General features: G+C 75.6%; 23 protein-coding genes. 11 read left to right on the forward strand and 12 right to left on the reverse strand.

The window, feature by feature from the left end; all coding sequences use genetic code 11:
* Positions 1-6: 6 nt before the first annotated feature.
* From ACZ6Y7_RS22560 to ACZ6Y7_RS22570, 3 genes are all read left to right on the forward strand, one after another.
* Positions 7-1560: a sensor histidine kinase gene (locus ACZ6Y7_RS22560; protein WP_465759711.1), complete on the forward strand. Its 1554-nt coding sequence runs from the start codon at positions 7-9 to the stop codon at positions 1558-1560.
* Between the two features lie 142 nt (positions 1561-1702).
* Positions 1703-2149, forward strand: coding sequence for a hypothetical protein (locus ACZ6Y7_RS22565; protein WP_465759712.1), 447 nt, complete (start codon positions 1703-1705; stop codon positions 2147-2149).
* Complete coding sequence (locus tag ACZ6Y7_RS22570) at positions 2146-2355, forward strand: hypothetical protein (protein WP_465759713.1); 210 nt, start codon at positions 2146-2148, stop codon at positions 2353-2355. The genes ACZ6Y7_RS22565 and ACZ6Y7_RS22570 overlap by 4 nt, the downstream gene beginning before the upstream one ends.
* A 347-nt stretch (positions 2356-2702) precedes the next feature.
* Here the strand turns inward: ACZ6Y7_RS22570 and ACZ6Y7_RS22575 are convergent, their stop codons facing one another.
* Together ACZ6Y7_RS22575 and ACZ6Y7_RS22580 are read right to left on the reverse strand one after the other, a co-directional pair.
* On the reverse strand, positions 2703-3548 hold the full coding sequence (locus ACZ6Y7_RS22575) for a hypothetical protein (protein ID WP_465759714.1): 846 nt from the start codon (positions 3546-3548) through the stop codon (positions 2703-2705).
* Between the two features lie 798 nt (positions 3549-4346).
* Positions 4347-5327, reverse strand: coding sequence for an SMP-30/gluconolactonase/LRE family protein (locus ACZ6Y7_RS22580; protein WP_465759715.1), 981 nt, complete (start codon positions 5325-5327; stop codon positions 4347-4349).
* 348 nt (positions 5328-5675) lie between these two features.
* Between ACZ6Y7_RS22580 and ACZ6Y7_RS22585 the strand changes: the two genes are divergently transcribed.
* Positions 5676-6452, forward strand: coding sequence for a hypothetical protein (locus ACZ6Y7_RS22585; protein ID WP_465759716.1), 777 nt, complete (start codon positions 5676-5678; stop codon positions 6450-6452).
* Positions 6453-6504: 52 nt separating this feature from the next.
* Here ACZ6Y7_RS22585 and ACZ6Y7_RS22590 read toward each other — a convergent pair whose 3' ends face one another.
* Positions 6505-7431: an NAD-dependent protein deacetylase gene (locus ACZ6Y7_RS22590; RefSeq protein WP_465759717.1), complete on the reverse strand. Its 927-nt coding sequence runs from the start codon at positions 7429-7431 to the stop codon at positions 6505-6507.
* Between the two features lie 80 nt (positions 7432-7511).
* The gene (locus tag ACZ6Y7_RS22595) at positions 7512-8153 is read right to left on the reverse strand and encodes a P-loop nucleotide/nucleoside kinase family protein (RefSeq protein WP_465759718.1); all 642 of its coding nucleotides are present in this window, start codon (positions 8151-8153) and stop codon (positions 7512-7514) included.
* 242 nt (positions 8154-8395) lie between these two features.
* On the opposite strand from ACZ6Y7_RS22595, the gene ACZ6Y7_RS22600 reads away from it, so the two are divergent.
* Positions 8396-9112 carry a Tat pathway signal sequence domain protein gene (locus ACZ6Y7_RS22600; protein WP_465759719.1) on the forward strand — a complete coding sequence of 239 codons (717 nt, stop codon included), beginning with the start codon at positions 8396-8398 and terminating at the stop codon, positions 9110-9112.
* A 202-nt stretch (positions 9113-9314) separates the two neighbouring features.
* On the opposite strand, the gene ACZ6Y7_RS22605 is transcribed toward ACZ6Y7_RS22600, so the two are convergent.
* Together ACZ6Y7_RS22605 and ACZ6Y7_RS22610 are read right to left on the reverse strand one after the other, a co-directional pair.
* On the reverse strand, positions 9315-10178 hold the full coding sequence (locus ACZ6Y7_RS22605) for a TauD/TfdA family dioxygenase (protein ID WP_465759720.1): 864 nt from the start codon (positions 10176-10178) through the stop codon (positions 9315-9317).
* On the reverse strand, positions 10166-10288 hold the full coding sequence (locus ACZ6Y7_RS22610; RefSeq protein WP_465759721.1) for a hypothetical protein: 123 nt from the start codon (positions 10286-10288) through the stop codon (positions 10166-10168). The genes ACZ6Y7_RS22605 and ACZ6Y7_RS22610 overlap by 13 nt, the downstream gene beginning before the upstream one ends.
* A gap of 699 nt (positions 10289-10987) precedes the next feature.
* Here ACZ6Y7_RS22610 and ACZ6Y7_RS22615 point away from each other — a divergent pair.
* The 3 genes from ACZ6Y7_RS22615 to ACZ6Y7_RS22625 all read left to right on the forward strand — a co-directional run bounded on the left by ACZ6Y7_RS22615 (position 10988) and on the right by ACZ6Y7_RS22625 (position 12781).
* Entirely contained in the window at positions 10988-11668 is a 681-nt protein-coding gene (locus tag ACZ6Y7_RS22615; protein ID WP_465759722.1) for a TetR/AcrR family transcriptional regulator, read from the forward strand.
* A 151-nt stretch (positions 11669-11819) separates the two neighbouring features.
* Positions 11820-12014 carry a DUF1918 domain-containing protein gene (locus tag ACZ6Y7_RS22620; RefSeq protein WP_465759723.1) on the forward strand — a complete coding sequence of 65 codons (195 nt, stop codon included), beginning with the start codon at positions 11820-11822 and terminating at the stop codon, positions 12012-12014.
* Positions 12015-12079: 65 nt separating this feature from the next.
* Positions 12080-12781: a DedA family protein gene (locus ACZ6Y7_RS22625; protein ID WP_465759724.1), complete on the forward strand. Its 702-nt coding sequence runs from the start codon at positions 12080-12082 to the stop codon at positions 12779-12781.
* 1 nt (position 12782) lies between these two features.
* On the opposite strand, the gene ACZ6Y7_RS22630 is transcribed toward ACZ6Y7_RS22625, so the two are convergent.
* Positions 12783-13523 carry a PIG-L deacetylase family protein gene (locus tag ACZ6Y7_RS22630; protein ID WP_465759725.1) on the reverse strand — a complete coding sequence of 247 codons (741 nt, stop codon included), beginning with the start codon at positions 13521-13523 and terminating at the stop codon, positions 12783-12785.
* 345 nt (positions 13524-13868) lie between these two features.
* Here ACZ6Y7_RS22630 and ACZ6Y7_RS22635 point away from each other — a divergent pair, with 345 nt between their 5' ends.
* Both ACZ6Y7_RS22635 and ACZ6Y7_RS22640 read left to right on the forward strand, forming a co-directional pair.
* Entirely contained in the window at positions 13869-14888 is a 1020-nt protein-coding gene (locus ACZ6Y7_RS22635; RefSeq protein ID WP_465759726.1) for an MDR family NADP-dependent oxidoreductase, read from the forward strand.
* Between the two features lie 17 nt (positions 14889-14905).
* Positions 14906-15316, forward strand: coding sequence for a MerR family transcriptional regulator (locus tag ACZ6Y7_RS22640; RefSeq protein WP_465759727.1), 411 nt, complete (start codon positions 14906-14908; stop codon positions 15314-15316).
* 273 nt (positions 15317-15589) lie between these two features.
* On the opposite strand, the gene ACZ6Y7_RS22645 is transcribed toward ACZ6Y7_RS22640, so the two are convergent.
* The 5 genes from ACZ6Y7_RS22645 to ACZ6Y7_RS22665 form a co-directional block, all read right to left on the reverse strand.
* Positions 15590-16813 carry an MFS transporter gene (locus ACZ6Y7_RS22645; RefSeq protein WP_465759889.1) on the reverse strand — a complete coding sequence of 408 codons (1224 nt, stop codon included), beginning with the start codon at positions 16811-16813 and terminating at the stop codon, positions 15590-15592.
* Entirely contained in the window at positions 16810-17433 is a 624-nt protein-coding gene (locus tag ACZ6Y7_RS22650) for a GNAT family N-acetyltransferase (RefSeq protein ID WP_465759728.1), read from the reverse strand. Before ACZ6Y7_RS22650 ends, ACZ6Y7_RS22645 begins: the two co-directional genes overlap by 4 nt.
* A complete protein-coding gene (locus ACZ6Y7_RS22655) occupies positions 17430-18632 on the reverse strand; it encodes a type III PLP-dependent enzyme (RefSeq protein ID WP_465759890.1) in 1203 nt (400 codons plus the stop codon). The genes ACZ6Y7_RS22650 and ACZ6Y7_RS22655 overlap by 4 nt, the downstream gene beginning before the upstream one ends.
* Positions 18633-18850: 218 nt before the next feature.
* Positions 18851-20188 (reverse strand): DUF6271 family protein, encoded by a 1338-nt coding sequence (locus ACZ6Y7_RS22660; protein ID WP_465759729.1) that lies wholly within the window; start codon positions 20186-20188, stop codon positions 18851-18853.
* Positions 20170-21354: a phytanoyl-CoA dioxygenase family protein gene (locus ACZ6Y7_RS22665; RefSeq protein ID WP_465759730.1), complete on the reverse strand. Its 1185-nt coding sequence runs from the start codon at positions 21352-21354 to the stop codon at positions 20170-20172. Before ACZ6Y7_RS22665 ends, ACZ6Y7_RS22660 begins: the two co-directional genes overlap by 19 nt.
* Positions 21355-21902: 548 nt before the next feature.
* On the opposite strand from ACZ6Y7_RS22665, the gene ACZ6Y7_RS22670 reads away from it, so the two are divergent.
* A complete protein-coding gene (locus tag ACZ6Y7_RS22670) occupies positions 21903-23957 on the forward strand; it encodes an FUSC family protein (protein ID WP_465759731.1) in 2055 nt (684 codons plus the stop codon).
* Positions 23958-23992 lie beyond the last annotated feature (35 nt).

The raw sequence follows: 23992 nt of genomic DNA on the forward strand, positions 1-23992 counted from the left end.
GCCGCCGTGAAGCTCTCCACCCGAATCGCCCTGTGGGCCGCCGCCGTGGTGCCCGTCCTGGTGGCGCTGGCCGGACTGCTCCTGCTGCCGCTGGTCGGCCGGGACCTGCGGCACCAGCAGGACGCCCGGCTGCACGAGCGGGCCGCCGCCGTCCTGCCGGGCGTGCGGACGCTGATCGCCGCCGACACCCGCGGCAAGCCCAAGGTCGAGCAGAACCAGCAGCGCAAAGTGGTGGACGCCGCGCTGGACTCGGGCGTCCGGGTCACCGCCGAGGACGGCACCGTCCTGCTGTCCGTCGGACCGCAGCCCGCCGACGACCGGGCCTTCCCGACCGCGCCCGGCGGGCCCGCCACCGTCCACGACCGGGGCGCGGCCTGGCGGGTGCTGACCGTCCGGGTCGCCGGCACCGGGGCGAACGGCGGCACCGGCACGCTCTGGGTCAGCGAGCCCGGCGGCCTGGCCGGCGACCAGACGGCGGCGGTGCGCCGACGGGTCCTGCTCGTGGCGGCGATCGCCGCGCCGGTCTCCGCGCTGATCGGCTTCGCCCTCGCCGAGCGTGCCACCGCACCGCTGCGCCGACTCAGCCGGCGCGCCGCCGAACTCGACCCGGCGGCGCCGGCCGGTTGGGCGGCCCCCGGCGCCTCGACCGGATCGGCCGGCCCGCCCGGCCCGATCGTCCCGAGCGGCCCCAGCGGCCCCAGCGCCTCCGCGGCCTTCGCGGCGGAGCGCAGCGGCACCGCCGAGGTCGACGAACTCGCCTCCGCCCTGGCCCTGTTGCTCTGCCGCTACGACGAGCAGGCGCTGCGCACCGCCCAGGCCCTGGAAACGGCGCGCTCGTTCTCCTCCGCCGCCTCGCACGAGCTGCGCACCCCGCTGATGAGCCTGCGCACCAACCTCGACGTGCTGGCCGCCCACCCGGACCTCCCGCCCGGCGAACGGGCCGAGATCGTCGACGAGTTGCGCGAGGACCACTCGCGGCTGCTGGACCTGCTCACCGCGCTCGGCACGCTCGCCCGCGGTGACCTCGTCGAGGTCGACTCCTTCGGCCCGGTCGACCTCGCCGAACTCGCCGACGCGGCCGCCGACGACGCCCGGCGCCGCCACCCCGACGCCGACCTCACCGTGGAACTCCCTTCGGAGCTGAAGGTGTTCGGCTGGGAGCCCGGCCTGCGGATCATGCTCGTCAACCTGCTGGTCAACGCCGCCGTGCACGGCCGCGGCGGCCCGGAGCGGAGCGGTCCGGCCCGGGTGACGCTCCGGCTGGCCCCGGCCGGCACGGCCGCGCTGCTCACCGTCGACGACGCCGGGCCCGGCATCCCGCCGGCCGAGCGCGAAACGGTCTTCCACCGCTTCCACCGTCGCCGTGACAGCCCCGGCTCGGGGCTCGGGCTCACCCTGGTCGCCCAGCAGGCCGCGCTGCACCGGGGCACCGTCCGGATCACCGAACCGCCGGACGGGACGGGCTGCCGGCTGGAGGTCCGCCTGCCCCTGCCGGACGCCGACCGGCCCACCCTCGCCCTGCCGGTCCGGCGGGACTGGATCGCCGGCGAGGAGCGCTGAGGCGCCCCACTCCCCTGTCGCCGCTTCCCCGTTCCACAAGGAATCCACAAGAACCCGTCCTACGCTCCCGTCGACCGGGCCGGGCCGGGCCCGCAACCACCGGCCCGGTCTCCGCGACCGTCCACGGCAGAAAGGGACGCCCATGTCCGCCACCCGTACGTCCGCCACGTCCGTCCGCCGCCGGCTCACCGGCCGCCGGGCCGCCGCCCTCGGCGCCCTCGCCCTGGCCGGCTCGCTGCTCGCCGCCGCCCCCGCCCAGGCCGACGGAGCGGCCGGGTCCCCGTCCGCCGGGTCCACGCCCACCGGTGACGGCGCGAAGGCCATCTGCAAGCGGCTGCCGAAGACCGAGCAGCACGTCACCAAGGCGCTGACCCGGCTGGAAGGCGACGCCACCGTGGCCGGGTCGGTCGCCCGCCTGCAGCAGCGTGCCGACAACGCCAAGGCCGCCGGCCACACCGAGATCGCCAAGCTCCTCAACGACCGCCTCACCGCCCGCAAGGGCCTGGTCACCACCCTGCAGACCCGGCAGGCCGACCTGAACGCCGTGGCCACCTGGTGCACCGCCCACAACGAGGGCACGTCCAAGTGACCCGCCGTCCGCCGGCCCTCCGCGCCGCCCTCCTCGCCCTCACCCTCGCCGGGGCCGCCCTCCTCACCGCCTGCGGCGGCCCCGCCGACCACCCGGCCCCCGGCACCGCCGACAGCAGCCAGGTCCAGGACATGCAGCACAAGCTCGACGCCGCCGACACCGCAGCCACCCAGGCCGACACCGACTCGGCCACGGACGACAACTGACGCCCCGGCCCCCGGACCCCGCCCACCCGGGCGGGGTCCACCCCCCTTTTCGCCCCCACCCCGCTCAGGCCGGGGCGGCCGACTGCTCGGCGTCACCGACACGGGCAAGGGTGACAGCCCCGCCACGGCGGCTCACCTCGCCCCGACCCCGCCCCCGAACCCCGCCCCCGAACCCCGCCCCCGGGCCCAGTCCACACTCCTCCCGCCCTCACCCCCGCTCAGGCCCGGCTGACCGCCTGTCCGGCGTCACCGAAGCCGACCAGGATGACGGCTCCCGCACGGCGGCTGACCCCCCGGAACCCCGCCCACCCGCGCGGGGTCCGCCCCCTTTCCGCCCCCGACCCCGCTCAGGCCGGGGCGGCCGGCTGCTCGGCGTCACCGAAACGGGCAAGGGTGACGGCCCCCGCGACGGCGGCCAGGAAGCCGAGGACGGCGACCGGGGCGAGATCGTGGCGGGTGCGGTCGCCGAGGACGAGGACGCCGACTACCGCCGGGCCGACGGTTTCGCCCAGGACCATCGCGGCCGTCGCGGAGGTCACCGAACCGTGCTGCATGGCCCAGGTCAGCGCGGCGAAACCGCCCAGTCCGGCGATCGCGACCGCGTACGCCGAGGGCTCGGTCAGCAGCTGCGGCAGCCGCGGTTCCGGCAGCACCCGCACGGCCACCCCGACCACGCCGAACTGCAGCCCCGCGACCAGCCCGAGCAGCGGGGCGCGGCGGGCACCGCCGTAGCGCACGACCGCCCAGCCCGCGCCGAGCAGGGCCACCGCGCCCAGCAGGACCCCCAGGCGCAGCGCGTCGTCGCCGGTGCCGTGGCCGTCCCGCCCGGCGCTCAACGCCAGCAGCAACAGCCCCGCGCACACCGCCACCACCCCGGCCCACTCGCTGCGCCGCAGCCGCACCCGCAGCACCCGGGCCGCGCCGACGGCCGTCACGGCGAGCGCGGAGGCCAGCGCGGCCTCGACCACGTAGAGCGGCAGCCGCTCCAGGGCGACGAGCTCGGCGGCGAAGCCGCACATGTCCATCCCGATCCCGGCCAGGAACGGCCATTGCCGCAGCGCACCGGCCAGCGCGGCCGCCTCCCCCGCCGTCGGCCGCCCGGGGGCGGCACGGCGGGCACCGACCGCCTGCAACACGGTGGCCGAGCCGGTGAGCAGCGCGGCCAGAAGAGCGGACACCAGGCCGAGGAACATGCGCCGACCGTACGGCCCTGACCCCCGCGCCGATCACCTGGCACGCCGTCGCCCCGGCACCGGGCCGCGGCCCGTGCCCGCCGGTCAGCTGTTGCGGCGGGCGGATTCGTTCTCCTGGGCGAGGCGGCGGAGGGCGAGCAGGGCGGGTTCGAGCAGGGCGGGTTCGAGCAGGACGGTGCGGAGCAGGGCGGGCGTTCTCGGCCTGGTCGACGGGGTCTGCGTGCGGGTCGAGTTGGTCGAGGTCGAGGGTGGCGGTGCGTTCGGCGAGGGCTGCGTAGCCGAGGAGGGCGTCGGGGGAGATCTCCTCGCCGAGGGAGCGGAGGGTTTCCAGGGTCTCGCCGAGGACGGCGCGGGAGGGTGCGTGTTCGGAGACCTGCCAGCCGAGTTCGCCGGTCAGGGCGTCGACCTCGGGCGCGCCGGGGGCCGGTTCGGCGTCCTCGTCGACCGGGCGGGCGCCGAGGACCGGCCCGAGGACCTGGTGGCGTTCGCCCGCGTGGGCGGCCACCGCGCCGAGGACCTCCTTGGTGGCGCTGACGCTGCCCCCCGCCCCCTGGGCCGACGCCCACGCCCGGATCGGCGCCGCACGCGCCAGGGCCGAGAGCACCCCGACGGCCTGGCCGCGGGCACCCGGACGGCCCGACGGCGGGCGCCCGGACGACCCGACGGCGCCCGGGAAAACCCGGGAACGGCCCGGGAACGGCCCGGGAACGCCCCCGCTCGGTCGCCGCGCCGAAGCCCGGCGGGCGGGCGGGGGCACGGGGGCCGGGCGGGGGTACGGCGCCGGGCGCGGGGCGCCGGTCAGCGCTGCAGGTGGGCGAGCAGCAGGTTGGGGTCCACCCGGGTGAAGTACGCCGCGCTCGGGACGTACACCTCCCCGCCGCGCACGGCCACCGACGTCGGGTTGGACAGGCCGTCGGCGGCGGTGAGCACGGTGTGGTGGCTGCCGTCGCCGGCGACGTAGACGGCCTGGCTCGGGCCGTTCAGGGCCGCGATCAGAGCGTCGCCGCGTCCGGTGAAGGCGAAGTCGTCGATGCCCGCGAGGCCGCTCGCCCGCACCTCGGCGGGGCCGGCCGTGCCGTTGTCGCCGATCGGGATGCGCAGCACGTTCCCGGTGTCGGTGTTCCCGACCCAGACCGCGCCGTGGTGCACCTTGAGGCCGTTGGCGCCGAACGCGGTGGCGGGCTTGAGCAGGGCGTCGTCGGACCAGGTCGTGGCGGGGCCGCCGTCCGTCGGGACGGCGTACACGACGCCCAGCGCCGAGTCGGCGGTGTAGAGCCGGCTCTCGTGCCGGTCGAGGGCGAGGCCGTTGGGGAAGCCGGTGACGGGCAGCGCGGCGATCCGCTCGGGGGTGCCGCCGGGGCAGAGCCGCCAGATGCCATGGAGGTCCTCGGTGCCGGTGGCGTAGCCGAAGTAGAGGGTGCCGTCGTGGGCACGGGCGATGCCGGTGACGATGGCGGCGCCGATCAGCGGGGTGGCCGGGTGGGCGGGGGCGGGCAGGGTGGCGAGCACGGTCAGGTGGCCGCCGGTGTCGACCCGGCCGACCTGCCGGGCGAAGGACAGGGTGAGGTCGGCGGAGCCGTCCGGTTCGAGGGCGATGTTCTCCGGCTGCTGCCCCTGCGCCAGGTCGAAGTGCGCGACGATCCGGGGGTCGGACAACGGCGGTGCGACGGCGACGGCCGGGGTCACGCCGAGCAGGGCGAGGGCGGCGCAGGCGGCGGAGACGGCGCCTGCGGCCCGTCGGGCACGGGCGCGGGGACGGCTGGCGGACGGGCGGGTCATGGTCTCTCCTTGATCGACTCTGCTGGACCCGAGGGCCGGATGCCGGCACGACCGACACGGACCGGCATGATCGACGGGCGGGGCCGGCCGGCACGGCCGCCGGGGCTTGGACGGCCCCCACGGGCCGCCTGCCCGCCAGCAGAACACTCCTGACTGCACCTCACCCCGAGCGACCCCCGCGCCCGGGGCAACATCCCCCGGTCGGTCGCCCCACCTGCGCCGACGGCCCGGCGGGGGGCGGCACCGAACCGGTTCCGGAATGTGACGTGGCCCTGTCTAGTTCGTTCGCGCTCCGGTGTGATGGGATGTGCCGTCTCGGGGTGATGACCGCTGGTGGGGGTGGTGTGTGTGAGGCGCAACGGACGGCCGTCGAGGCTCGACGGGGACGCGGCGTACCTGGTCGCCGTCGGACTGGTCCGGCTGGGCGCGCAGGAGTGGCTGGGCACGGCGAGCGGTGCGCCCGCCTGGGTGGGCGGCCTGCGGGCGGCCTCGTTCGCGGACGCCTGGCTGGCCTTCGCCGACCCGGCGGCGCCCGGCCTGAGGGTGCCGGCGGAGGCGGCGCTGCGGGCGGTCGCCGAGCGGGCCGCGCAGCTGGTCGTCCGGGCCTGCGCGGACGACGAGGCGGCGGCCCTGGAGTGGCTGGGGCAGCGGTCGGCTGAGGCCCGCGAGGAGGCCCGCCGGGACGAGGTGTCGCACCCGGCCGAGCCCTGCGCGCTGACCCTGGTGTGGCACGCCGTCCAGGCGCTGGCCGCCGGGGCCGAACCGTCCGGCGACGCTCGCACGGACGGCTGCGCGGACGACGGCCCGGACGGCTGCGCGGACGGTCCGAACGACGGCCCGGACGCGCACGTCGCCGCGGGCGGGGGCGCGGCCCCGGAGGGGCTCGACGGGGACCGGATCACCGAGCGGGTCGAGGCCTATGTACGCGAGCGGCACCGCCGCCAGGACACCCTGGCCCTGGTGCTGGGCTGCACCCGGATCGCGGCGGCCGCGCTGGTCGAGCTGTGCGACAACGACCCGGCGCGGGTCTGCCGCTGGCTGGAGCAGGACGCGGCCCGGGCGATGCATCGCGGCGGCCCCGCGCCGCTGTGGGTGCCGGGCCGCCCCTGGCAGCCGGCGGGCTGACCGGCGCCCGCGACCCGTACCGGCGCCCGCACACGCGACGTCGAGGAAGGGCTCACCCAGCGCCCAGTAGTCGGGCGGCCTCGGTCAGGGTCGGGCCCAGCGGGAGGTCGAGGCGGAGGGCGGCGAGTTCGTCGCCGCGGGTGGAGCCCTGGTTGACGATGGCGACGGGCAGGTCCGCCCGGGCGGCGCGGCGGACGAAGCGCAGGCCGGACAGCACCGTGAGCGAGGAGCCGAGGACCACCAACGACCGTGCGGAGTCCACCAGTTCGTAGCACCGCTCGACGGTGGCGGCGGGCACGTTCTCGCCGAAGAAGACCACGTCCGGCTTGAGCACGCCGCCGCAGGCCGCGCACGGCGCCACCCGGAACCCGGCCACCAGGTCCGGCCCGAGCAGCGCATCGCCGTCCGGGCGCAGCTCGGCTCCCGGCCGACGGAAGCCCTGGTTCAACTCGTCCAGGCGCCGGTCGAGTTCGGCGCGGGAGCTGGTGCGGCGACAGTCGAGGCAGACCACCCGGTCGAGCCCGCCGTGCAGTTCCACGGCCTCCCGGGTGCCGGCCGCGTGGTGGAGTCCGTCGACGTTCTGGGTGATGACCGCCGTGACGTGGCCCGACCGGCGCAGCCGCTCCACCGCACGGTGACCGGCGTTCGGCCGGGCCCGGGCGAAGGCCGGCCAACCGGTGTGGCTGCGGGCCCAGTAGCGGCGCCGGGCGGCCTCGCTGCCGGTGAACTCCTGGTAGGTCATCGGGGTGCCGGTCCGGCGACGGCCGGTGGCCCCGCGGTAGTCGGGGATGCCGGACTCGGTGGACAGGCCCGCGCCGCTGAGCACCACGACGCCGCGCCGGTCCAGCAGCCGGACCAGGTCCGCGAGGGCGGCCGAACCCGCCGGCCCCACCGGGCCTGCCGCGCGCTCCACCGCTTTCGCCGCGGCCCTCGCCGCCGCGCTCTGCGCCACCCGGGCGGGGGTCTGGGACGCGTCCATACCGCCGAGGGTAACTCCGGCACCGGACACGCCCGCACCGCCCGCATCGCCCCCACCGCCTGCGCAACCTGTACCGCCGGCTACGGCTCTCCGGCGGCGAAGGCGACGATCCGCGCCAGCGGCGGCTGCCAGCCCTCCGCGGTGTCCACGACCAGGCGGGGGACGTCCAGCCCGATCGGCACCCAGGTCTCGATCGGGCGCTCCCCCGCGGCGATGCGGCGCAGGAACGCGGCGTCCGCGTGGACGGCCCGCGCGGGCAGGTCGGCGGCCCGCCGGGCGATGCGCCGACGGGCGAGTTCGGGGTCGACGACGCAGCGCACGACCCGCAGCTCGGCCCGGCCCACGAGCGGCGCCAGGCCCGGACGCCACAGGCGGTCCTGGAAGGCGGCCTCCGCCACCAGGCTGGTACCCGCCGCGAGGTGGTCTCCGAGGGTCCGGAAGAACGCTTCGTAGGTCCGCAGGTCCAGGTCCCTACCGGAATCCGCGCCGGAATCCCCACCGAAGGCCGAGCCGCCGGCGCCGGCCATCCGTTCCTTGAGTTCGTCCCGGCAGACCGCCGGCCAGCCGAGCGCGTCGGCCAGGGCGTGCGCCAGGGTGGTCTTGCCCGCGCCGGGCGGCTCACTGACGGCCACCAGGGTCGGGCGCCGCGGGCTGCCGGGCTCACCGGGTGCGCGGGGTGCGCCGGGCGGGACGGACGCGACGGGTTCGCCGGATGAGGTCACGCCACGGAATTCTCCTCCAGAGGGCCCGGTCCCGGACGCCCGCCGAACTCCGACCCCAGCCCCGGCCGCGCCCCCGGGAGCCTTGTTGACGAAAAGTCAGCAACTTGCGCCCATCGCCTTGACGGCACACCGTCACCGCCCTACAACAGCTCTGGAACGTATCGGCTCCCCCGGCCCCCCACCGCTCGCGAGCCGCGAAAGGTCGTCTTCTCGCCCCTCACCGAGGAAGAGGCTTTCCCACCATGCGCTTCAGCCGCCGCCTTGCCGTCCCCGCCGCCGCCGTCGCGGCCCTCGCCGCCACCACCGCGCTCGCCGTCGTCGCGGCGCCGGCCGCCGCCACGCCCGAGCACACCATGCCCGGTTCCGTCGCCGCCGGCCCGGTGCTCACCACCGGCGGCGCCGGCGGCACCGCCGTCGCCCCCGGCGACGCGCTCGCCGCACCGCTCGCCAAGGGCACCGTCGCCACCTTCTACTCGACCGCGACCAGTACCACCGGGGTGACCTGCGCCGTCGCCCAGTTCGGCGGGACGGTGCTGACCAACCCGGCGGCCCCGGGCTCGGCCACCGGCTCGCTCACCGCGCTGACCTTCGGCTCCTGCACCAGCAACGTCACCGGTGTCACCTCGGTGCGCAGCCTGACCGTCGGCAACACCCCGTACGGCGTGACCCTCTCCGACGGCCCGGGGCTGCCGGTGACCCTCACCGGCGGCTCCGCCGGACCGATCCAGGCCACCGCCGTGCTCAACAGCTGGTTCGGCACCATCACCTGCACCTATCAGCTCACCGGCGCGTTCACCGGCGCCGCCGACAACGGCGCGCACAGCCTGGCCTTCCGCAACGAGCACTTCACCAAGAGCGGCGGCTCGGGGCTCTGCCCGGGCGACGGGTACTTCTCCGCGACGTACGGCCCGGTCACCGACACCACGCAGCCGGGCGGCCCCGCGGTCTACGTCAACTGACCTGCGGGAAAGGGACGTTCTGCGGTGCCCGCAGACCGCCGGTCCGCGGGCACCACAGCGCCGTCAGTTCCCCGCCGGTGCCTCCCGGTGCCGCCACCGCACCCGGTCCTCGGCAAGCGGCGGCGCCGTCCGCGCGGACGCCCGGAAGTGCGCACAGGAGAGCACGGCCTTTCCGTCCGGTGCGGCCTTCCGCGGGGTGCGGTCAGCGCGCCCACTCCTCCCCCTCGTTCACCCAGATCCGGAGCATCCGCCGGGAGTACCGACCGGGTTCGTCGACGAACGGCGAACGCCCGTGCAGCACCCGGCTGTTGCGGATGATCAGCAGGTCCCCGGCGGCCATCGGCAGCCCGAACGCGATCTCCTGGCGGTAGAGCACCTCGTCCAGCACGCCCAGCGCCTCCCACTGACGGTCCGTCAGTTCCGGTCCGCCGCGGTCCGGGGAGGAGCGGACGGTGCGGGTCTGGTAGTAGCAGCCGACCGTCCCGTCCTTCCGGTCGTAGAGGATCGGGGTGACCACCAGCTGCGGGCCCGCCCGGCCGGTCCGGTCGAAGGTCCAGTCCTCGCGGAGCGTGGCCAGCGCGTCGGGCCGCTCCCGCGCGATCAGCTCGTGGACGTACCGCGCGCTCGCCAGCTTGGTCAGCCCGCCGCCGTCGAAGGCGGGGCGCAGGCACAGCAGCACGAGCAGGTCGCAGGTGTCGCAGTGGAACCCCAGTTCGGTGTTGCCGTCGCCGTCCTGGTCGCACAGCACCGAGGCGAGGTCGCCGCGCCCGTTCTGCGGCACGATCCGGCCGTAGTCGCGCAGCAGGAAGGAGAGCACCTCGATGATCTCCTCCTCCGGGTGCGCCGGGTCCACCAGGCCGCCGACGTGGGTGACGCCGACGGAGGCGACGGCGTCCCGGACGAAGTCCCGCAGCCACTCGCGCACCGGCCCGGCCGCACCCCACCGCCCGGCCCGCGCGTCGGCCCACAGCAGCCGCCGCTCCACCTCCCCCAGCGGGAGCGACCAGAGCGCCCGCCGGGCCTCCAACTCCAGGCTGCTCCAGCCGATTTCCTTCACCGCGTCCATGTGTCCTCCGCTTCCCGCCGACCGCCGGCCGCGACGGCCTTCGTCCAGAGTTCGAGCGCCTCGTCGATCTGCCCGGCCGTGACCACCCGCGCGGGGGCCGTCCGGAGCACGTTGGGGTGGATCCCGCGGAGCAGGAGCAGCAGGCCGTGCTCGGCGGCCGCCTGCCGGGCGCGCTTCGCGGCCTCAGGGGCCGGGGAGCCGTCGGGCCGGCAGAACTCTCCGGCGGCCTGCCGACCTTCTCGTGCGGTCCGCCCAGGTAGTGCAGCGCGTGGACCGGCGGCAGGAACGGGTCGAAGCGGTCGTACGGCTCGCCGTCGTGGCGCCGGGGCTTGCCCGGCATCCCCGGGGCCTGGCGGTCGCCGCGCAGGTGGTGGAACGCGAAGGACGGCCCGAGCAGCCGGGTCAGTGTCCGCAACAGGAGCCCCACGCCCTCCGAAGTGCAGCGCCACCGGACCGACCCCCTCCTTCCGTTCTGCGGGACGAACAACGGGACGTGGCGCGAGCGGGGAGGCACACGGGTTCCCTCCGGACCTCGGGCGGCGGCGGGCGTCCGTCAGGGCCGCCACGGCCGCCACGACTGAATCGCGATCACAACGAAGAGGCATGGGGTGATCACGCAAGGTAGTCCGCCTCAGGAGTATGAACCGGTCTCCGCGTCCACGACAAGACGTATGCCAACCCGTGGACACCTTCCCGCCACCGTGCCGTTCAGCTCCGGCCACCGGTCGATTCCCTCCCCACGGGGAACACCGGACGCCTTCCGCCCCGGTGATTCGCCGACGGAACAGCGGATGCGGCAGAGTGGGCCCATGAGTTCGGACATCCGCAGCCCCCGGACCACCGGCCCGGCCACCCCGTCGGCCCGCCGGCGCCCGGTCCAGCAGCGCAGCCAGGTGCGGTACGGCCGCATCCTCGACGCCTGCGCGGGGCTGCTGGACGAGGTCGGGGCGACCGCGCTCACCACCAAGGAGGTCGCCCACCGGGCCGAGGTGCCGATCGGCACCCTCTACCAGTTCTTCGCCGGCAAGGAGGACCTGCTCGCCGCGCTCGCCGGCCGCAACCTCGACCGGTACCTCCAGCGCCTCGACGCCCGGCTGGCCGCCGCCGCCCCGGTCGACCCGGCCGCCTTCACCGACCTCGCGGTGGAGGAGTTCGTGGCGATGAAGCGCACCGTGCCCGGCTTCGGCCAGCTCGACTTCGGCCTGACCGGCCCGCTCGTGCCGGCCGGAGTCCGGGACGACCGGCACCTGCTCGACGCGGGCGTCGACAACAACACCGCCGTCGCCCTGCGCCTGCAGGCACTCAGCGGCGACCTGTTCCGGACCGGCGACCCCGACGGCCTCACGCTCACCCTCCGGGTCGCCCTGGAGGCCGCCGACGCGGTGCTCAAACTGGCCTTCCGCAGCGACCCGAACGGCGACCCGCGGCTGATCGCCGAATGCAAACGGTTGGTCCGCGGCTACCTCGCGCAGCAGCTGCCCGCCCGCTGACCCCCGGGACGTGTCGGGCACGCTCCGGCCCGCACACCCCCTGGGCCCCGTCCGCCCGAGCCGTTGCGAGCCCGCCGCCCCCGCAGCACAGTGGATAGCGGAGCGGCCGCGGAGGCGGCCCCGACGACCCCGAGGACCGAGGGAGCAGACCATGCACGCAGCGGTAGGTGACCAGCTCCACATCCACAGCAGGTCGGTGGGCATGGTGGACCAGAAGGGCGAGATCATCGAGGTGCGCGGCGTCAACGGCGAGCCGCCGTACGTGGTCCGCTTCGAGGACGGCCACGAGGGCCTGATCTACCCGGGCCCCGACTGCAACATCGAACCGCGCCTGGCGGAGCGCTGACCGACGCCCCCGCCGTCCCGCGCTCCGCGTCCCCTCCGCGGCCGCGCGCGGGGTGGTGAGGCGCGGTGTCCTCCCCCACCACGCCGCTGCCCGGGGCGCTCGCCGGGCTCGCGCCACTGCTGGACCACTACGGGTACCTGGCGGTGGCGCTGCTCGTGCTGCTGGACAACTGCGGCATCCCGGTACCCGGGCAGACCATCCTGGTGCTCGCCTCGGTGTACGCGGGAACCGGGCACCTCGACTTCGCCGCCGTGCTGGTGATCGCGACCGTCGCCGCCGTCCTCGGGAACAGCCTCGGCTACCTGATCGGCCACACCGGCGGACGCGCCTTCGTCCACCGCTGGGGCCGCTACGTGCTGCTCACCCCGGCCCGGATGGAGCGCGCGGACGGCTTCTTCGCCCAGCACGGCGGCAAGGTCGTCACCGTGGCCCGCTTCGTCGACGGGCTGCGCCAGACCAACGGCATCATCGCCGGGACGACCGAGATGCCCTGGCGGCGGTTCCAGCCGTTCAACGTGCTCGGCGCGGTGCTGTGGACGGGCGTCTGGGGCACCTTCGGCTACCTCGCCGGGGCCAACATCGGCACCGTGTACCGGACGGCGATCCGCTACCAGGTCTGGTTCGCGATCGGGCTCGGGGTGCTGGTCGCGGCCCTCCTGCTCCGCCAGGTGCTGCGGTACCGGCGCCGGCGCCGCGAGGGCACCGGCGCCGGGACCGAGGACGGGCCGGGGTCGGGGCCCGACACCGACACCCCGCCGGATCCCTAGCTCAGCTCAGCGGGAACACCTCGAACGGCACCGCGAAGCGCGTCCCCAGCCGGCTGCCCGCGCCCCGGCCGAAGCCCTCCAGGAACTCCCGGGCGTCCGCCATCGCCCCGCCGAGCCCGGCCAGGTACGCCTTGTGCTCCTCCAGCGAGGCGACGCCCCGGTCGAAGGTGTCGGTGGTGTCCACCGCGTGCTTGGCCTCCGGCGAGGCCGCCGCCCAGATCTGCCGGACGCCGTTCCACGGCTCATACCCCTCCGCCACCAGCTCCCGGAACACCCAGCGGTTCCCGGCGTCCCGGACACCGTCCAGGGTGGCCCGGCCGACCGCGATGTGGTCGGCCTGGTTGAGGAACACCCCGCCGTACGTCTCCCGGAAGTTGCCGGTGATCACGATGTCCGGCCGGTGCCGCCGCACCACCCGGGCGATGTCCCGGCGCAGCGGCAGCCCGTACTCGACCACGCCGTCGGGGTAGCCGAGGAACTCCACGGTGTCCACGCCGACCACGCGCGCCGAGGCGATCTGCTCCGCCTCGCGCAGCGGCCCGCACTCGGCCGGGTCCATCGAGTCGATGCCGGCCTCGCCGCTGGTGACCATCACATAGACGACCTTCTTCCCCTGGGAGGTCCAGCGGGCGACGGCGGCGGCGCCGCCGTACTCCATGTCATCGGGGTGCGCGACGATCGCGAGCGCCGTCTGCCAGTCCTCGTCCACGGGCTCGAAGGGCGCGGGGGCCTGCTCGGTCATGCTGTTCATCCCTTTCGGTGCGGCGCACGGTCGTCCGGTCGTACCCGGCCGCCGCGCCAGGATCCGGCGGCCGACAGGGAACTTACCGTGCGTCAGACGGCCTCTCCGGCAGACGACCCGGATCCGACCCGTCTTCCTGTCCGCCGCGCTCACCCGCTCGTCGTGGAGGCCGTCGCCCTCGTCAGGAATTCCGCATCGTGTCCCCGGTGACCGGCGGGTTCGATGCGCAGGACGACTCGCCGCCGCTCCCCTCCGGCCGCGGGACTTGCCCCTGACGCATGGGTCAAGGGTTAGCGTCCGGGCGCCCCACCACGGGGCACCCCCTGTCGCACGAGGAGCGCTGCCATGCCCCTGCCCACCACCGCCCGGGTCGTCCGACTGACCGCCGAGCCGCGCGGACTGCCCGTCCCCGAGGACTTCACCGTCGCCGAGGAGCCGCTGCCGACGCCCGGCCCGGGGCAGGTACTGGTCCGCAACCGGGCCTTCCTGGTCTTCCCCGCGCTGCGCACGGTGATCGGCGGCACGGGCACCGGCCTGCCGGTGCCCCACGTCAAGCCCGGCGAGGCGCTGTTCGGGCCCGCCCTCGGGGAGGTGCTGGCCGCCCCGGAGGGCGGGCCGCTGCGCCCGGGCGACCTGGTCACGCACCTGGACGGCTGGCGGGACCACGCGGTCGCGGACGCCGCCCGGTTCACGGCGGTCGACCCGGACTTCCCGCTGCCGGTGGCCCTGGCCTCCGCCGCCTCGGCCGGCTACGGCGCGCTGACCCGCTGCGCCGACGTCCGGCCCGGCGACGTGGTGCTGGTGACCGGCGCGGCGGGCGCGGTCGGCTCGCTCGCCGGACAGATCGCCCGGCTGCTCGGTGCCGCGAAGGTCATCGGCACCACCCGCTCCCCCGGGAAGGCCGAGCGGCTGACCTCCGAACTCGGTTACGACGCCGTGCTGGTGCCCGGCGAGCGGCCGTTCGCCGAGCTGTTGTCGCAGGCCGCGCCGGACGGGGTCGACGTGGTGCTGGACCTGGTCGGCGGCGAGCAGCTGACCGCCGCCGTGGACGCGGCCCGGCGGGGCGCCCGGTTCGCGGTGGTCGGCGCGCTGTCCGGGCAGCTCGATCCCGCCCTGCCCGGTGCCACCTCCGCTGCGGTGATCGACAGCTTCCGGGTCGTCGCCCTGGGCCTGCGCCTGCAGGGCTTCACCCTGCTCGACCACCCGGACCTGGAGGCCGAATGGCGCGAGCGCCTCGGCGGCTGGCTGCGCAGCGGGGAGATCACCTTCCCGTGGACACCGGTCACGGGCATCGATCAGGCCCCGCAGGCGTTGTCCCGGCTGTTCACCGGGGACACCTTCGGGGCGACCATCGTGGAGCTCTGAGAACGGAAGGGGCGGGCATGCGGATCGGGGACGCGGCGGCAGCGGCGGGCACCACCCCCAGGGCACTGCGGTTCTACGAGCAGCGCGGGCTGCTGCCCCCGCCCGCCCGGTCCGCCTCCGGCCAGCGCGAGTACGGCCCGGCCGACCTCGCGCGGGTCCGGGTGATCCGCCAACTCCTCGCCGTGGGGCTGACGGTGGACGACCTGGCCAGTCGGCCGCACCGGCTGGCCCTGCTCACCGAGGACCCGCCGCGCCGCTGCACGGCCGACCCCGGACCGGAGACCTACGCCCCGGTCGTCCGCGCCCGTCTCGCCCACCTCGACGCCGAGATCGCCCGCCTCACCGCCGTCCGTACCAAACTCGCCCACCACATCGCCACCGGCGGTGCGGACATCCCGCACCCGCCGTCCACCGGACGACCCGGGTGACGCGCCGTCGGCCCGCCGCCGGGCGGCAGGGCCCGGCCTGGCGCGAGGCCCGCACCCCTCCCGGCACAGCCGCCCCGCCTCCACCTGCCCTCCAGCCTGCCGAAGCCACCCCGGGAGGGCTCGCCCGGCACCTCACCGCGGGAAGGGCGCGACGCTCACACCCCCCACCCTCCACCCGCCTTTGAGCCCGCCAGGGCCAGCCCAGGAGGGCTCGCCCGGCACCTCCCGACAGGGGCGGCGCGAGGTGCCGGGCGAGGCTGCGGGGCGGGCGGCTCAGGTGGCGTCGGGGGCGAGGTGGGGGTCGGGGGCGGGGGCCGTCGTCGCCGGGGCCGGCCAGGTGATGCGGGTGGCGCAGAGGGACACGACGGCGGCGGAGGCGGCGACGGCGGCCATGCCCCAGACCAGGCTGGTGGCGCCGGCGATGAACCCGATCACGGCGGGGCCGGCGAGCAGCCCGGTGGTGCCCATCGCGGCGACCAGGGAGAGCGCGTCGGAGCCCTGCCGGGCGGCCGCGACGTAGACGCAGGGGGTGACGGCGGCGACGCCGAGGCCGACGCAGGCGAAGCCGAGCAGGGTCGGGGCCACGCCGCCGACCAGTAGGGCGAGCGCGAGGCCGAGGCCGGCCAGCAGGCTGCCGGTGCGGACGATGCGGGCGTCGCCGAAGCGGGTGCGCCAGCCGTCGGCGAAGATCCGGGCGCAGACCATCATCACCGAGACGACGGCGATGCCCATCGGGGCCAGCCCGGCTCCGGCGTCGACGACGTCCTTGAGGTAGAGCGCCGACCAGTCGTTCATGGCGCCCTCGGTGACGGTGCCGAAGACCATGGCCAGGCCCATCCACAGCGTCACGGCGGTCGGCAGGACGAGGCCGCGACGCTTCTTCCCGGCCGCCTCCGCCTCCGCGCTCCGCTCGACCGGTCCGTCCGCCAGCAGCGCCGGCCGGGCGGCGAGGACCAGGACGGCCGACAGCGCGGCGGCCAGCCCGAAGTGCACGGCCAGGGAGCCGGTGAAGGCGTTGACGCCCGAGGCCAGCAGCGCGGCGAGCAGGGAGCCGGCGCTGAAGGTGGCGTGCAGCCGGGACATGGTGGTCCGAGCGAAGCGGGCTTCCAGCGCGGCGCCCTGCGCGTTCATCGCGACGTTCAGGCAGCCGACGGCGACGCCGTCGCAGAACAGCACCAGCAGCGTCACCGGGTAGTTCGGCACCACCGACAGCGCCGGCAGGACCGCGCCGAGGGCGAGGGCCGACAGCACCGACAGCAGCCGCGAGCCGAGCCGCCGCATCAGCACCGCGACCAGCGGGAAGGACACGGCCGCGCCGATCCCGCAGGTCATCAGCAGCAGGCCGATCTGGGCCTCGCCCAGGTCGAGCCGGGCCTTGAGCGCGGGCACTCGGGAGACCCAGGTCGCGTACTGGAATCCGAGGACGAAGAACAGTGTGCCGATGGCCAGTTGGGAGCGGCGGAACTCGTCGCGAACGGGGGTCATGTGCGGCATCAGCCCACTTCGGCTCGGGGTCGGGGCCCGGGGATCAGATCGGACGGCGGGGTGGGGTCGGCGGGGTCGAGCGGCATCGCCATGTAGACCGCGCGGGAGCCGTAGCTCGCGGGCAGTTCGACCTCGGGCAGGGCGCGGTAGCCGAGCGGGGTCCACAGCACGTGCGAGCCGCGGACGGCGACGAGCGAGATGGTCCGGTATCCGGCCGCCCGGGCGGTCTCCGCCAGGTGGCGCAGCATCCGGTGGGACAGGCCGTGGCCGCGCAGTGCCTCGGAGATGACCAGGTCGTGGGCGTGCATGTTGCCCGGCCGCACGCCCACGCGGTCCTCACGGCCCACGCGGTCCTCCCTGCCGTCGGCGCCGCCCCCGCCGGCGGGCCCGTCCCCGTCCTCGCTGCGGCTGAGGTCCGGGCAGCGGGACAGCGGGTACGGCAGGGCGAGCAGGTAGCCGCCGGGGCGGCCCGCGTGCTCCAGGACGAAGCAGGTGTCCGGCGAGGCCCGGTGCCGGGACTGCAGGGCCTCGCGGCCCTCCGACAGGCCGCTGGCGGCGTAGGCGCGCTCCTCCAGCGCGACCACGTCGTCCCAGTCCTCGTCCCGGAGCAGCCGGATGCGGAACTCGTTCATGCGTCCTCTCCCTCGCCGTGCGGGCCGTGCGGGCCGTGCGCGTCGTACGGGCCGTTCCCGCCACCGTCCGCGCCGTTCCCGCCGCCGTTCCCGCCGATGCAGGTGTACGGCAGCGGCGCGAAGCCGTTGAACCCGCGGGTCGCGTAGGCGGTGGCGTACGCGCCGCAGGAGTGGATCCAGACCGGGTCGCCGGAGCCGACCGCGCGCGGGACCCGTACCAGGCCGCCCTCCTGGGCGTAGGCGTCGTCGCTGTCGCAGGTCGGCCCGGCCACCACGGCGTTGACGAACTGGCCGCCGGGGTGGCTGGGGAACTCCAGCCGGTACTGCAACTGGTCCATCTCGTAGAGGCCGTTGAACTTGCCGCAGCTGAGGTAGAGCCAGTCCTCCCGGGTGCCGTCGAGGCGGTGGCGGGAGGTGAGCCGGGCGACGTGCGCGCGGATCGCGCCGTGGTCGGCGACGAGGTGGCGGCCCGGTTCCAGCAGGAAGTCCAGCGGCCCGGCGTTGACGGCGCGCAGCCGCTCCATGCCCTCGCGGATGACCGCGAAGATCTTGTCCAGCGGCGGGTCGAGGGGCCGTCCGCGCCGGTCGAGGACGCCGAGGGCGGGCAGGCCGCCGCCGAGGTTGATCCGGTCGGGCGTGATGCCGCGCCAGTTGAGCGCCTCCAGCACGGCGGCCAGGGAGTCCACGGCGGCGCCCCAGGCCTCGGCGGTCATCTGCTGGGAGCCGACGTGCACCGACAGGCCGGCGGGCACCAGTCCGGCGGTACGGGCTTCGCCGAGCACCCGCAGGGCGTCCTCGGGCGAGCAGCCGAACTTGTGGCTCAGGCCCCACAGGGCGCCTTCGCCGGTGGTCGCGATCCGGCAGAACACCCGTGACCCGGGGGCGTGTTCGGCGATCGCGGCGACGTCCTCCAGGCTGTCGGTGGCGAAGTCCCGCACGCCCAGCCGGTGGGCTTCGGCGATGTTGCGGTCGGACTTGACGGTGTTGCCGTAGTGGATCAGTTCGGGGGCCGCGCCGGTGCGCAGCGCCTGGGCGATCTCCTGCGGGCTCGCCGCGTCGAAGCCGGAGCCGAGCCCGGCGAGGTGGTCGAGCACCTCGTCCACCGGGCACGCCTTCATCGCGAACCGTACGGCGACACCGGGCAGTTCGGCGCACAGGGCGGCGTACTGGCGGCCGATGCCGTCGAGGTCGTAGATGATCCGGTCGTCGGTGGCGGCGGCGAGCGCGGCCCGGAGCGCGGTGCGGTCGTGCGGGTCGGGGCCGGGTGCGCGGCCGTGGACGGCGGTCCCGGTCGGGGCGCGGTGGCGGGGCGCCGGGCTCGGGATCCGGCTCGGCGCCGGGCCCGGCGAAGGGCTCGGTACCCGGCGGGGCGGAGGCGTCGGGCAGGGGCCCGGCAGCGGGTGTGTCGTCCGGTGTGTCACGTGGTGTTCCGGTTCTCCGGCTGGTGCGGCAGCCGGTCGGCGGGGGTGTCCTTGCTCGCCCGCACCAGCGGGCCCCACGCGTCGATCAGCAGGGCGAAGTCCTCGATGTCCGACTGCGCCTCGTCGAGCAACTGCTCCCGGCGGGGCGCCAGGTGGTCGGCGAACTCGGCGTACTTGCCGCCCAGGCGCCGGTAGCAGCGGTCGAGTTCGGCGAGTCGGCGGTGGTTCTCCGCGCGGTCCGTCGCGGCACTGCGGCGGGCGGAGTCGGCGATCGGCTCGGGGCGGACGTGGTGCTGCTCGTCCAGCAGGGCCGGGCCGGCGGCCTCCAGGTCGGCGTAGACCGGGTGGAGGTAGAGCATGGAGAGCAGGAACTTGGCGTAGCGCAGCTGGTAGGCGGTGAATCCGGGACCGGTGCGCCGCTCGGGCGTGTAGTAGTTGACGATGTGCCGGTTGTGGGTGACGCCGGGCAGGGTGGCGTCGTGCACGAGGTGGTGCAGGAAGTAGTCGCTGCCGATGGTGTCGGTGGCGGGCGGCAGCGGGACGCGTTCGTACACCTCGTGGTCGAGGGCGATGTTGCACATGTCGATGTGCCAGATGTCGGGTCGGCCGAGCACGGCGCGGTCGGCGGTGAACGGTTCGGTGCCCCCGCCGATGAAGGATTCGGCGACGAGCTCGCGCCGCTCCCGCTCGCTCGCGCCGGTGGGGGCCCAGAGCGCGACCACGTCGTGGTAGACCTCCGGGTCGAGGTCGCGGATCTCGCCGAGGTCGACGGAGAGTTCACCGACGAAGGAGGCGCCGACCAGGGCGACGGGCTTGTCCGCCTGCTCCGGGGCGAGGCTGTGCTCGGTGACGGCGGCGACCGCGTCGGCGGCCTTGAGGCCGAGGGTGGCCAGCTCGTGCTCGATGGGGAACACCGGTTCGCCGTACAGCCATTGGTAGCGGCTGTCGGAGTCGCGCCGGTGCACCGAACTGCAGCCGAGGGCCGCGGCGAGCAGGAACGCCCGGTTGGTGCAGGCGCCGTAGGAGACGGCGTCGGGCAGCATCAGGTCGAGCAGCCGGTCGGGGTCGGGAGCGCCGGAGCGGGCGATCACCCCGCGCAGGAAGGTGCGTTGGGCGACCTCGTCCAGGTGGTGGACGAGCAGGCCGTCGACGGCGGGCAGGGCGGCGACGGACGCGGCGTGCCGGGCGCGGGCGTCAGGGTCGGCGGAGTCCAGCACCAGCAGGTGCACCCGGACACCGAAGCGCCGGACGGCGTGGGCGGCTTCGGCTCCGACCGCGGTGATGGTGTCCGCGCACTCGCGGTTGGTGGGCAGGGTCAGGCAGACGTCGCGCATTCCCGCTCCCCCGTGGCGTGCAGCTCGCCGCCGGCGGCGGCCGGTCGGTCTCCGGCGTCACCGCGGTCTCCGGCGTCACCGGGTTCGCCGGTGCCGGAGTCGCCGGGTACGACAGGGTCGCCTGGTTCGTCGAACGGCTTGCCGCTCCAGGACCGCAGCCCGAGCAGCTTCTCCCCCAGCTCGGTGAGTTCGGCCCGGCCGTAGCGCTGCGCCTCGGGCCGGGTGGCGTCGCCGACCAGGGTGCGGTTCCAGTCCGGGGTGGCGAGCGTGCGCCAGGACTCCACCCGGGAGCGGCGCAGCGGCTCGGCCTCCTCCAGGGCGGGCATCATCGACAGGTACTGCACGGCGCGCACCCCGCGCTCGGAGGTGTTGCGCTCGACGCCGTGGGCGAGCAGGCCGTTCCAGATCAGCAGGTCTCCGGCCTTCAACTCGGGCCGGACGACGGGGAACTCGTCCCGGTCGACGGCGGGGCGGATCGGGTCGCGGTCGGCCGGCTGGGTGGCCTGCCACTCGTTGAAGCGGCGGAACAGTTCCGGGTTGCACTGGAAGCCGCCGTGGTCGGGGGCGGTGTCGTCGAGCGCGATGATGCCCTGGACGCGCTGCGGCAGCACGCCCCGGGTGGTGTCGACGTCCCAGTGCAGTTCGATGTCGAAGCCGCGGTCGGTGGGCTCGATGAGCGCGCGGTCGCGGTTGCGGACGTTCGGCGGGTTGAGGTTGAGCCGGTCGAGGGTGACCCACAGCTCCTCGCAGTCCCAGACGTCCACGAAGGCGTCGTAGACCCGCTGCGACTGGCGGCTGTCCCAGATGAGTTGGTGGTGGTAGGCCTCGACGAAGCCGTAGATGTGCAGGTGCTGGTCGAGTTCGTCGCGGTACTCGCGCTCGCGGTACCACTCCTCGGGGCGGTCGGGTGACAGGCCCTGGAAGTCCCAGGCGAAGTCGAGCAGGCGCCGTGCGGCGTCGGCCGGTATCGCCTGCTTGACCACGACGTAACCGTAGGTCTGCCAGAACGCGAAGTCCTCCTCGGAGAGCACCCGCAGCGGGTGTCTCTTGCGGATCTCGCGCAGCGCGGTGCGGGCCAGGTAGGTCTCGGTGTCCGCGCTGAAGTAGGGGCGCTCCGAGGCGGCTCGGTACAGATACTCCTCGGCCTGTCCGTCTGGGCTCGGCATGGGCAGTCACTCCACGGTTCGTAGTCGACGCAGCGCTTGATTCGGCGGGCAGTGCGGACACGGCGGGCAGCTCGACCGGTCTCCGGCCGGGCCGGGAATTCCCCCCGCGGACCGGCGGCGGTCCGCACACGCTCCTTCTTGACTCGACCCCCGACCGCGTCTCAGCGCCACGTCAGGGGGTCAACTCGCCCGTCCGGCAAGGCCTCTCATCTCACATCAGCCCGTGCCGAACCACGCTCCCCACACACTGGACTAGACCAACTAATGGTGTCAACCCTTTCCAACGGGTTGCCGATTGGGAAATCGGCGCAGTTCACGGCGCCTCTCGCGGTTCGCTTTATGTTTCGGAGACGGACATAAGACGGGGTATGTTTCGGGAATTGACATAACCGCGGGTGAACCGATCCGGCCCGCGATCCGTTGCGCCGGAGGCGTCACGCCCGGGCCGTCGCGGCGCCCCCCTTCTCGGCGCCCCCGTCGCGGCACGCCCGTCGCCCCGGAGGTGTCGCACCGGGCCCCGATCGCGGGCCCCGTCGTAGGTTGGGCCCATGCCACGACCCGCCGGTGCCGCCCGGCTCGCCCCGCCCGACTGGCTGACCGCGAGCCTGCGGCCCCGGTCGGCTCCGATCCCGTGGGCGGCGGTCGCCCGCGCCTCGGTCTCGCTCGCCGCTCCGCTCGCGGTGGGCACCGCCACCGGACGGACGGCCTACGGCGCCCTGGTGTCGATGGGCGCCCTGTCCGCGGTCATCGGGGACACCGCCGACGCCTACCGGATGCGGGTGTTCAACATCGCCGTCCCCCAACTGTTCGGGGCCCTCGGGGTGCTGCTCGGCGCCCGGGTGCACGGCTCGGGCTGGACGGCCGTCGCGGTGCTGACCGTCATCGCGCTGGTCTCCGGCATGATCTCCTCGATCGGGGCGGTCGCCTCGGTGTCCGGGCTGCTCCTGCTGCTCAACGCGGTGGTCGGAGCCGGCCTGCCGCTGCCCTCCCCCTGGTGGCTGCCGCCCGGACTGCTGCTCCTCGGCGGCGCGGTGGTGCTCGCCCTGACCCTGCTCGCCTGGCCGCTGCGGGTGGGCGTCCCCGAACGCGCGGTGGTGGCCGCCACCTACCGTTCGGTCGCCGATCTGCTGGAGGCGGCCGGCACCCCCGGGTACGACGAGCGGCGCCACCAGCTCACCCAGTCGCTCAACCACTCCTACGACGTGCTGCTCGCCCGGCGGGCCCGGCGGCACGGCCGCTCCCCCACCCTGGTGCGGCTGCTCGCCCAGCTCAACGCGGTGATCCCGGTGGTCGAGGCGACCGCGGCCGTGCACCTGCGCCCGGCCCGGTACGGCCCGCTGCCGGCCGACTACCCGGCCGCCGTCCGCGCCCTGGCCGACGCGGTCGACCGGGGCCGCACCGACGACCGCACCGAGGCCGGTCCCGACGACCGCACCGAGGCCGGTCCCGGCGACCACGCCGGCGGCCACGCCGGGGCCGGCCCCGGCGGCCGCACCGGGCCGGCGCCCGCACCCGACCTGCCGGAGCCCGCCGGGCCGTCCACCCGCGCCCTGGCCGAGTCCATCGGGCACGCCGCCGCCGTCGTGCGGGAGGCCCGGCCCGGGCGGTACGCCGTCGACGACCGGCTCGGCCGTCCGGCCGGTCTGGAGGTCCGGGCCCGCCGGGCCGCCCGGGCGCTGCTGCTGTCCGGCGCCTCCTGGCGGTACGGGCTGCGGCTGGCGCTGTGCATCGGCCTGGCCCAGGTGCTGGTCTCGGTGATCGCGGTGCCCCGCTCGTACTGGGTGGCGCTGACCGTGACCTTCGTGATGAAGCCGGACTTCGGTTCGGTGTTCTCCCGCGCCGTGCTGCGCGCGCTCGGCACCGCGGCCGGGCTGCTGATCGCCGCCCCCGTGCTGGCCGCCGTGCCGCGCGGCTGGTGGGACGTGCCGGTGATGGCGGCGCTGGCCGCGCTCATCCCCGCGCTGTCCGCCAAGGGCTACGCCTTCCAGACCGCGGCGATCACCCCGGTGATCCTGCTGCTCTCCGACCTGCTCAACCACCAGGGCTTCCACCTGGTGCTGCCCCGGCTCTACGACTCGCTGATCGGCTGCGCCATCTCGCTGCTGGCCGGCTACTTGCTGTGGCCGGAGTCCTGGCACACCCGGATCGGCGACCGCCTCGCCGAAGCCGTCCAGGACACCGCCACGTACGTCTCGCTGGCCTTCACCACCGGGCGGGGACGGGACGATCCGGCCCGGGCCCGGTACCGGCGGCGGCTCTACCGGGACCTGTCGACGGTGCGCAGCGAGTTCCAGCGGGCGCTCACCGAACCGCCGCCGGTCGGGGCCCGGGCGGAGGCGTGGTGGCCGCTGGTGATCGCGGTCGAACGGATCGTGGACGCCACCACCGCCGCCCGGGTCCGGATCGAGCACGGCGCGCCGGTGCCGACCGCGGCCGAGGTCCGCACCGTGACCAGGGAGCTGGCCGACCTCGCCGAGGCGCTGCGCACCGGCCGGTCGCTGCCGGAGGTGGCGCCGGACACGCCGGCGCCGGGCCGCACGCTGGCCCTGCTGCACCACGAGGTGCACGCGGCCCGGTCGGTGGTGGCACCGAAGGCCGCCTGAGCGGCGGTGGCCGGTCCGGGCGCCCCGGCCCCGCG

This window comes from Kitasatospora sp. NPDC053308, from assembly GCF_055585785.1.

Bases quoted from the DNA above. Each gene is read 5' to 3' on its own strand.
- ACZ6Y7_RS22640 (WP_465759727.1), top strand. From the start codon at position 14,906: ATGCGGATCGGGGACGCGGCGGCAGCGGCGGGCACCACCCCCAGGGCA.
- ACZ6Y7_RS22620 (WP_465759723.1), top strand. From the start codon at position 11,820: ATGCACGCAGCGGTAGGTGACCAGCTCCACATCCACAGCAGGTCGGTG.
- ACZ6Y7_RS22615 (WP_465759722.1), top strand. From the start codon at position 10,988: ATGAGTTCGGACATCCGCAGCCCCCGGACCACCGGCCCGGCCACCCCG.
- ACZ6Y7_RS22670 (WP_465759731.1), top strand. From the start codon at position 21,903: ATGCCACGACCCGCCGGTGCCGCCCGGCTCGCCCCGCCCGACTGGCTG.
- ACZ6Y7_RS22665 (WP_465759730.1), bottom strand. From the start codon at position 21,354: ATGCCGAGCCCAGACGGACAGGCCGAGGAGTATCTGTACCGAGCCGCC.
- ACZ6Y7_RS22660 (WP_465759729.1), bottom strand. From the start codon at position 20,188: ATGCGCGACGTCTGCCTGACCCTGCCCACCAACCGCGAGTGCGCGGAC.
- ACZ6Y7_RS22605 (WP_465759720.1), bottom strand. From the start codon at position 10,178: ATGGACGCGGTGAAGGAAATCGGCTGGAGCAGCCTGGAGTTGGAGGCC.
- ACZ6Y7_RS22600 (WP_465759719.1), top strand. From the start codon at position 8,396: ATGCGCTTCAGCCGCCGCCTTGCCGTCCCCGCCGCCGCCGTCGCGGCC.
- ACZ6Y7_RS22630 (WP_465759725.1), bottom strand. From the start codon at position 13,523: ATGACCGAGCAGGCCCCCGCGCCCTTCGAGCCCGTGGACGAGGACTGG.
- ACZ6Y7_RS22580 (WP_465759715.1), bottom strand. From the start codon at position 5,327: ATGACCCGCCCGTCCGCCAGCCGTCCCCGCGCCCGTGCCCGACGGGCC.
- ACZ6Y7_RS22650 (WP_465759728.1), bottom strand. From the start codon at position 17,433: ATGAACGAGTTCCGCATCCGGCTGCTCCGGGACGAGGACTGGGACGAC.
- ACZ6Y7_RS22575 (WP_465759714.1), bottom strand. From the start codon at position 3,548: ATGTTCCTCGGCCTGGTGTCCGCTCTTCTGGCCGCGCTGCTCACCGGC.
- ACZ6Y7_RS22635 (WP_465759726.1), top strand. From the start codon at position 13,869: ATGCCCCTGCCCACCACCGCCCGGGTCGTCCGACTGACCGCCGAGCCG.
- ACZ6Y7_RS22590 (WP_465759717.1), bottom strand. From the start codon at position 7,431: ATGGACGCGTCCCAGACCCCCGCCCGGGTGGCGCAGAGCGCGGCGGCG.
- ACZ6Y7_RS22565 (WP_465759712.1), top strand. From the start codon at position 1,703: ATGTCCGCCACCCGTACGTCCGCCACGTCCGTCCGCCGCCGGCTCACC.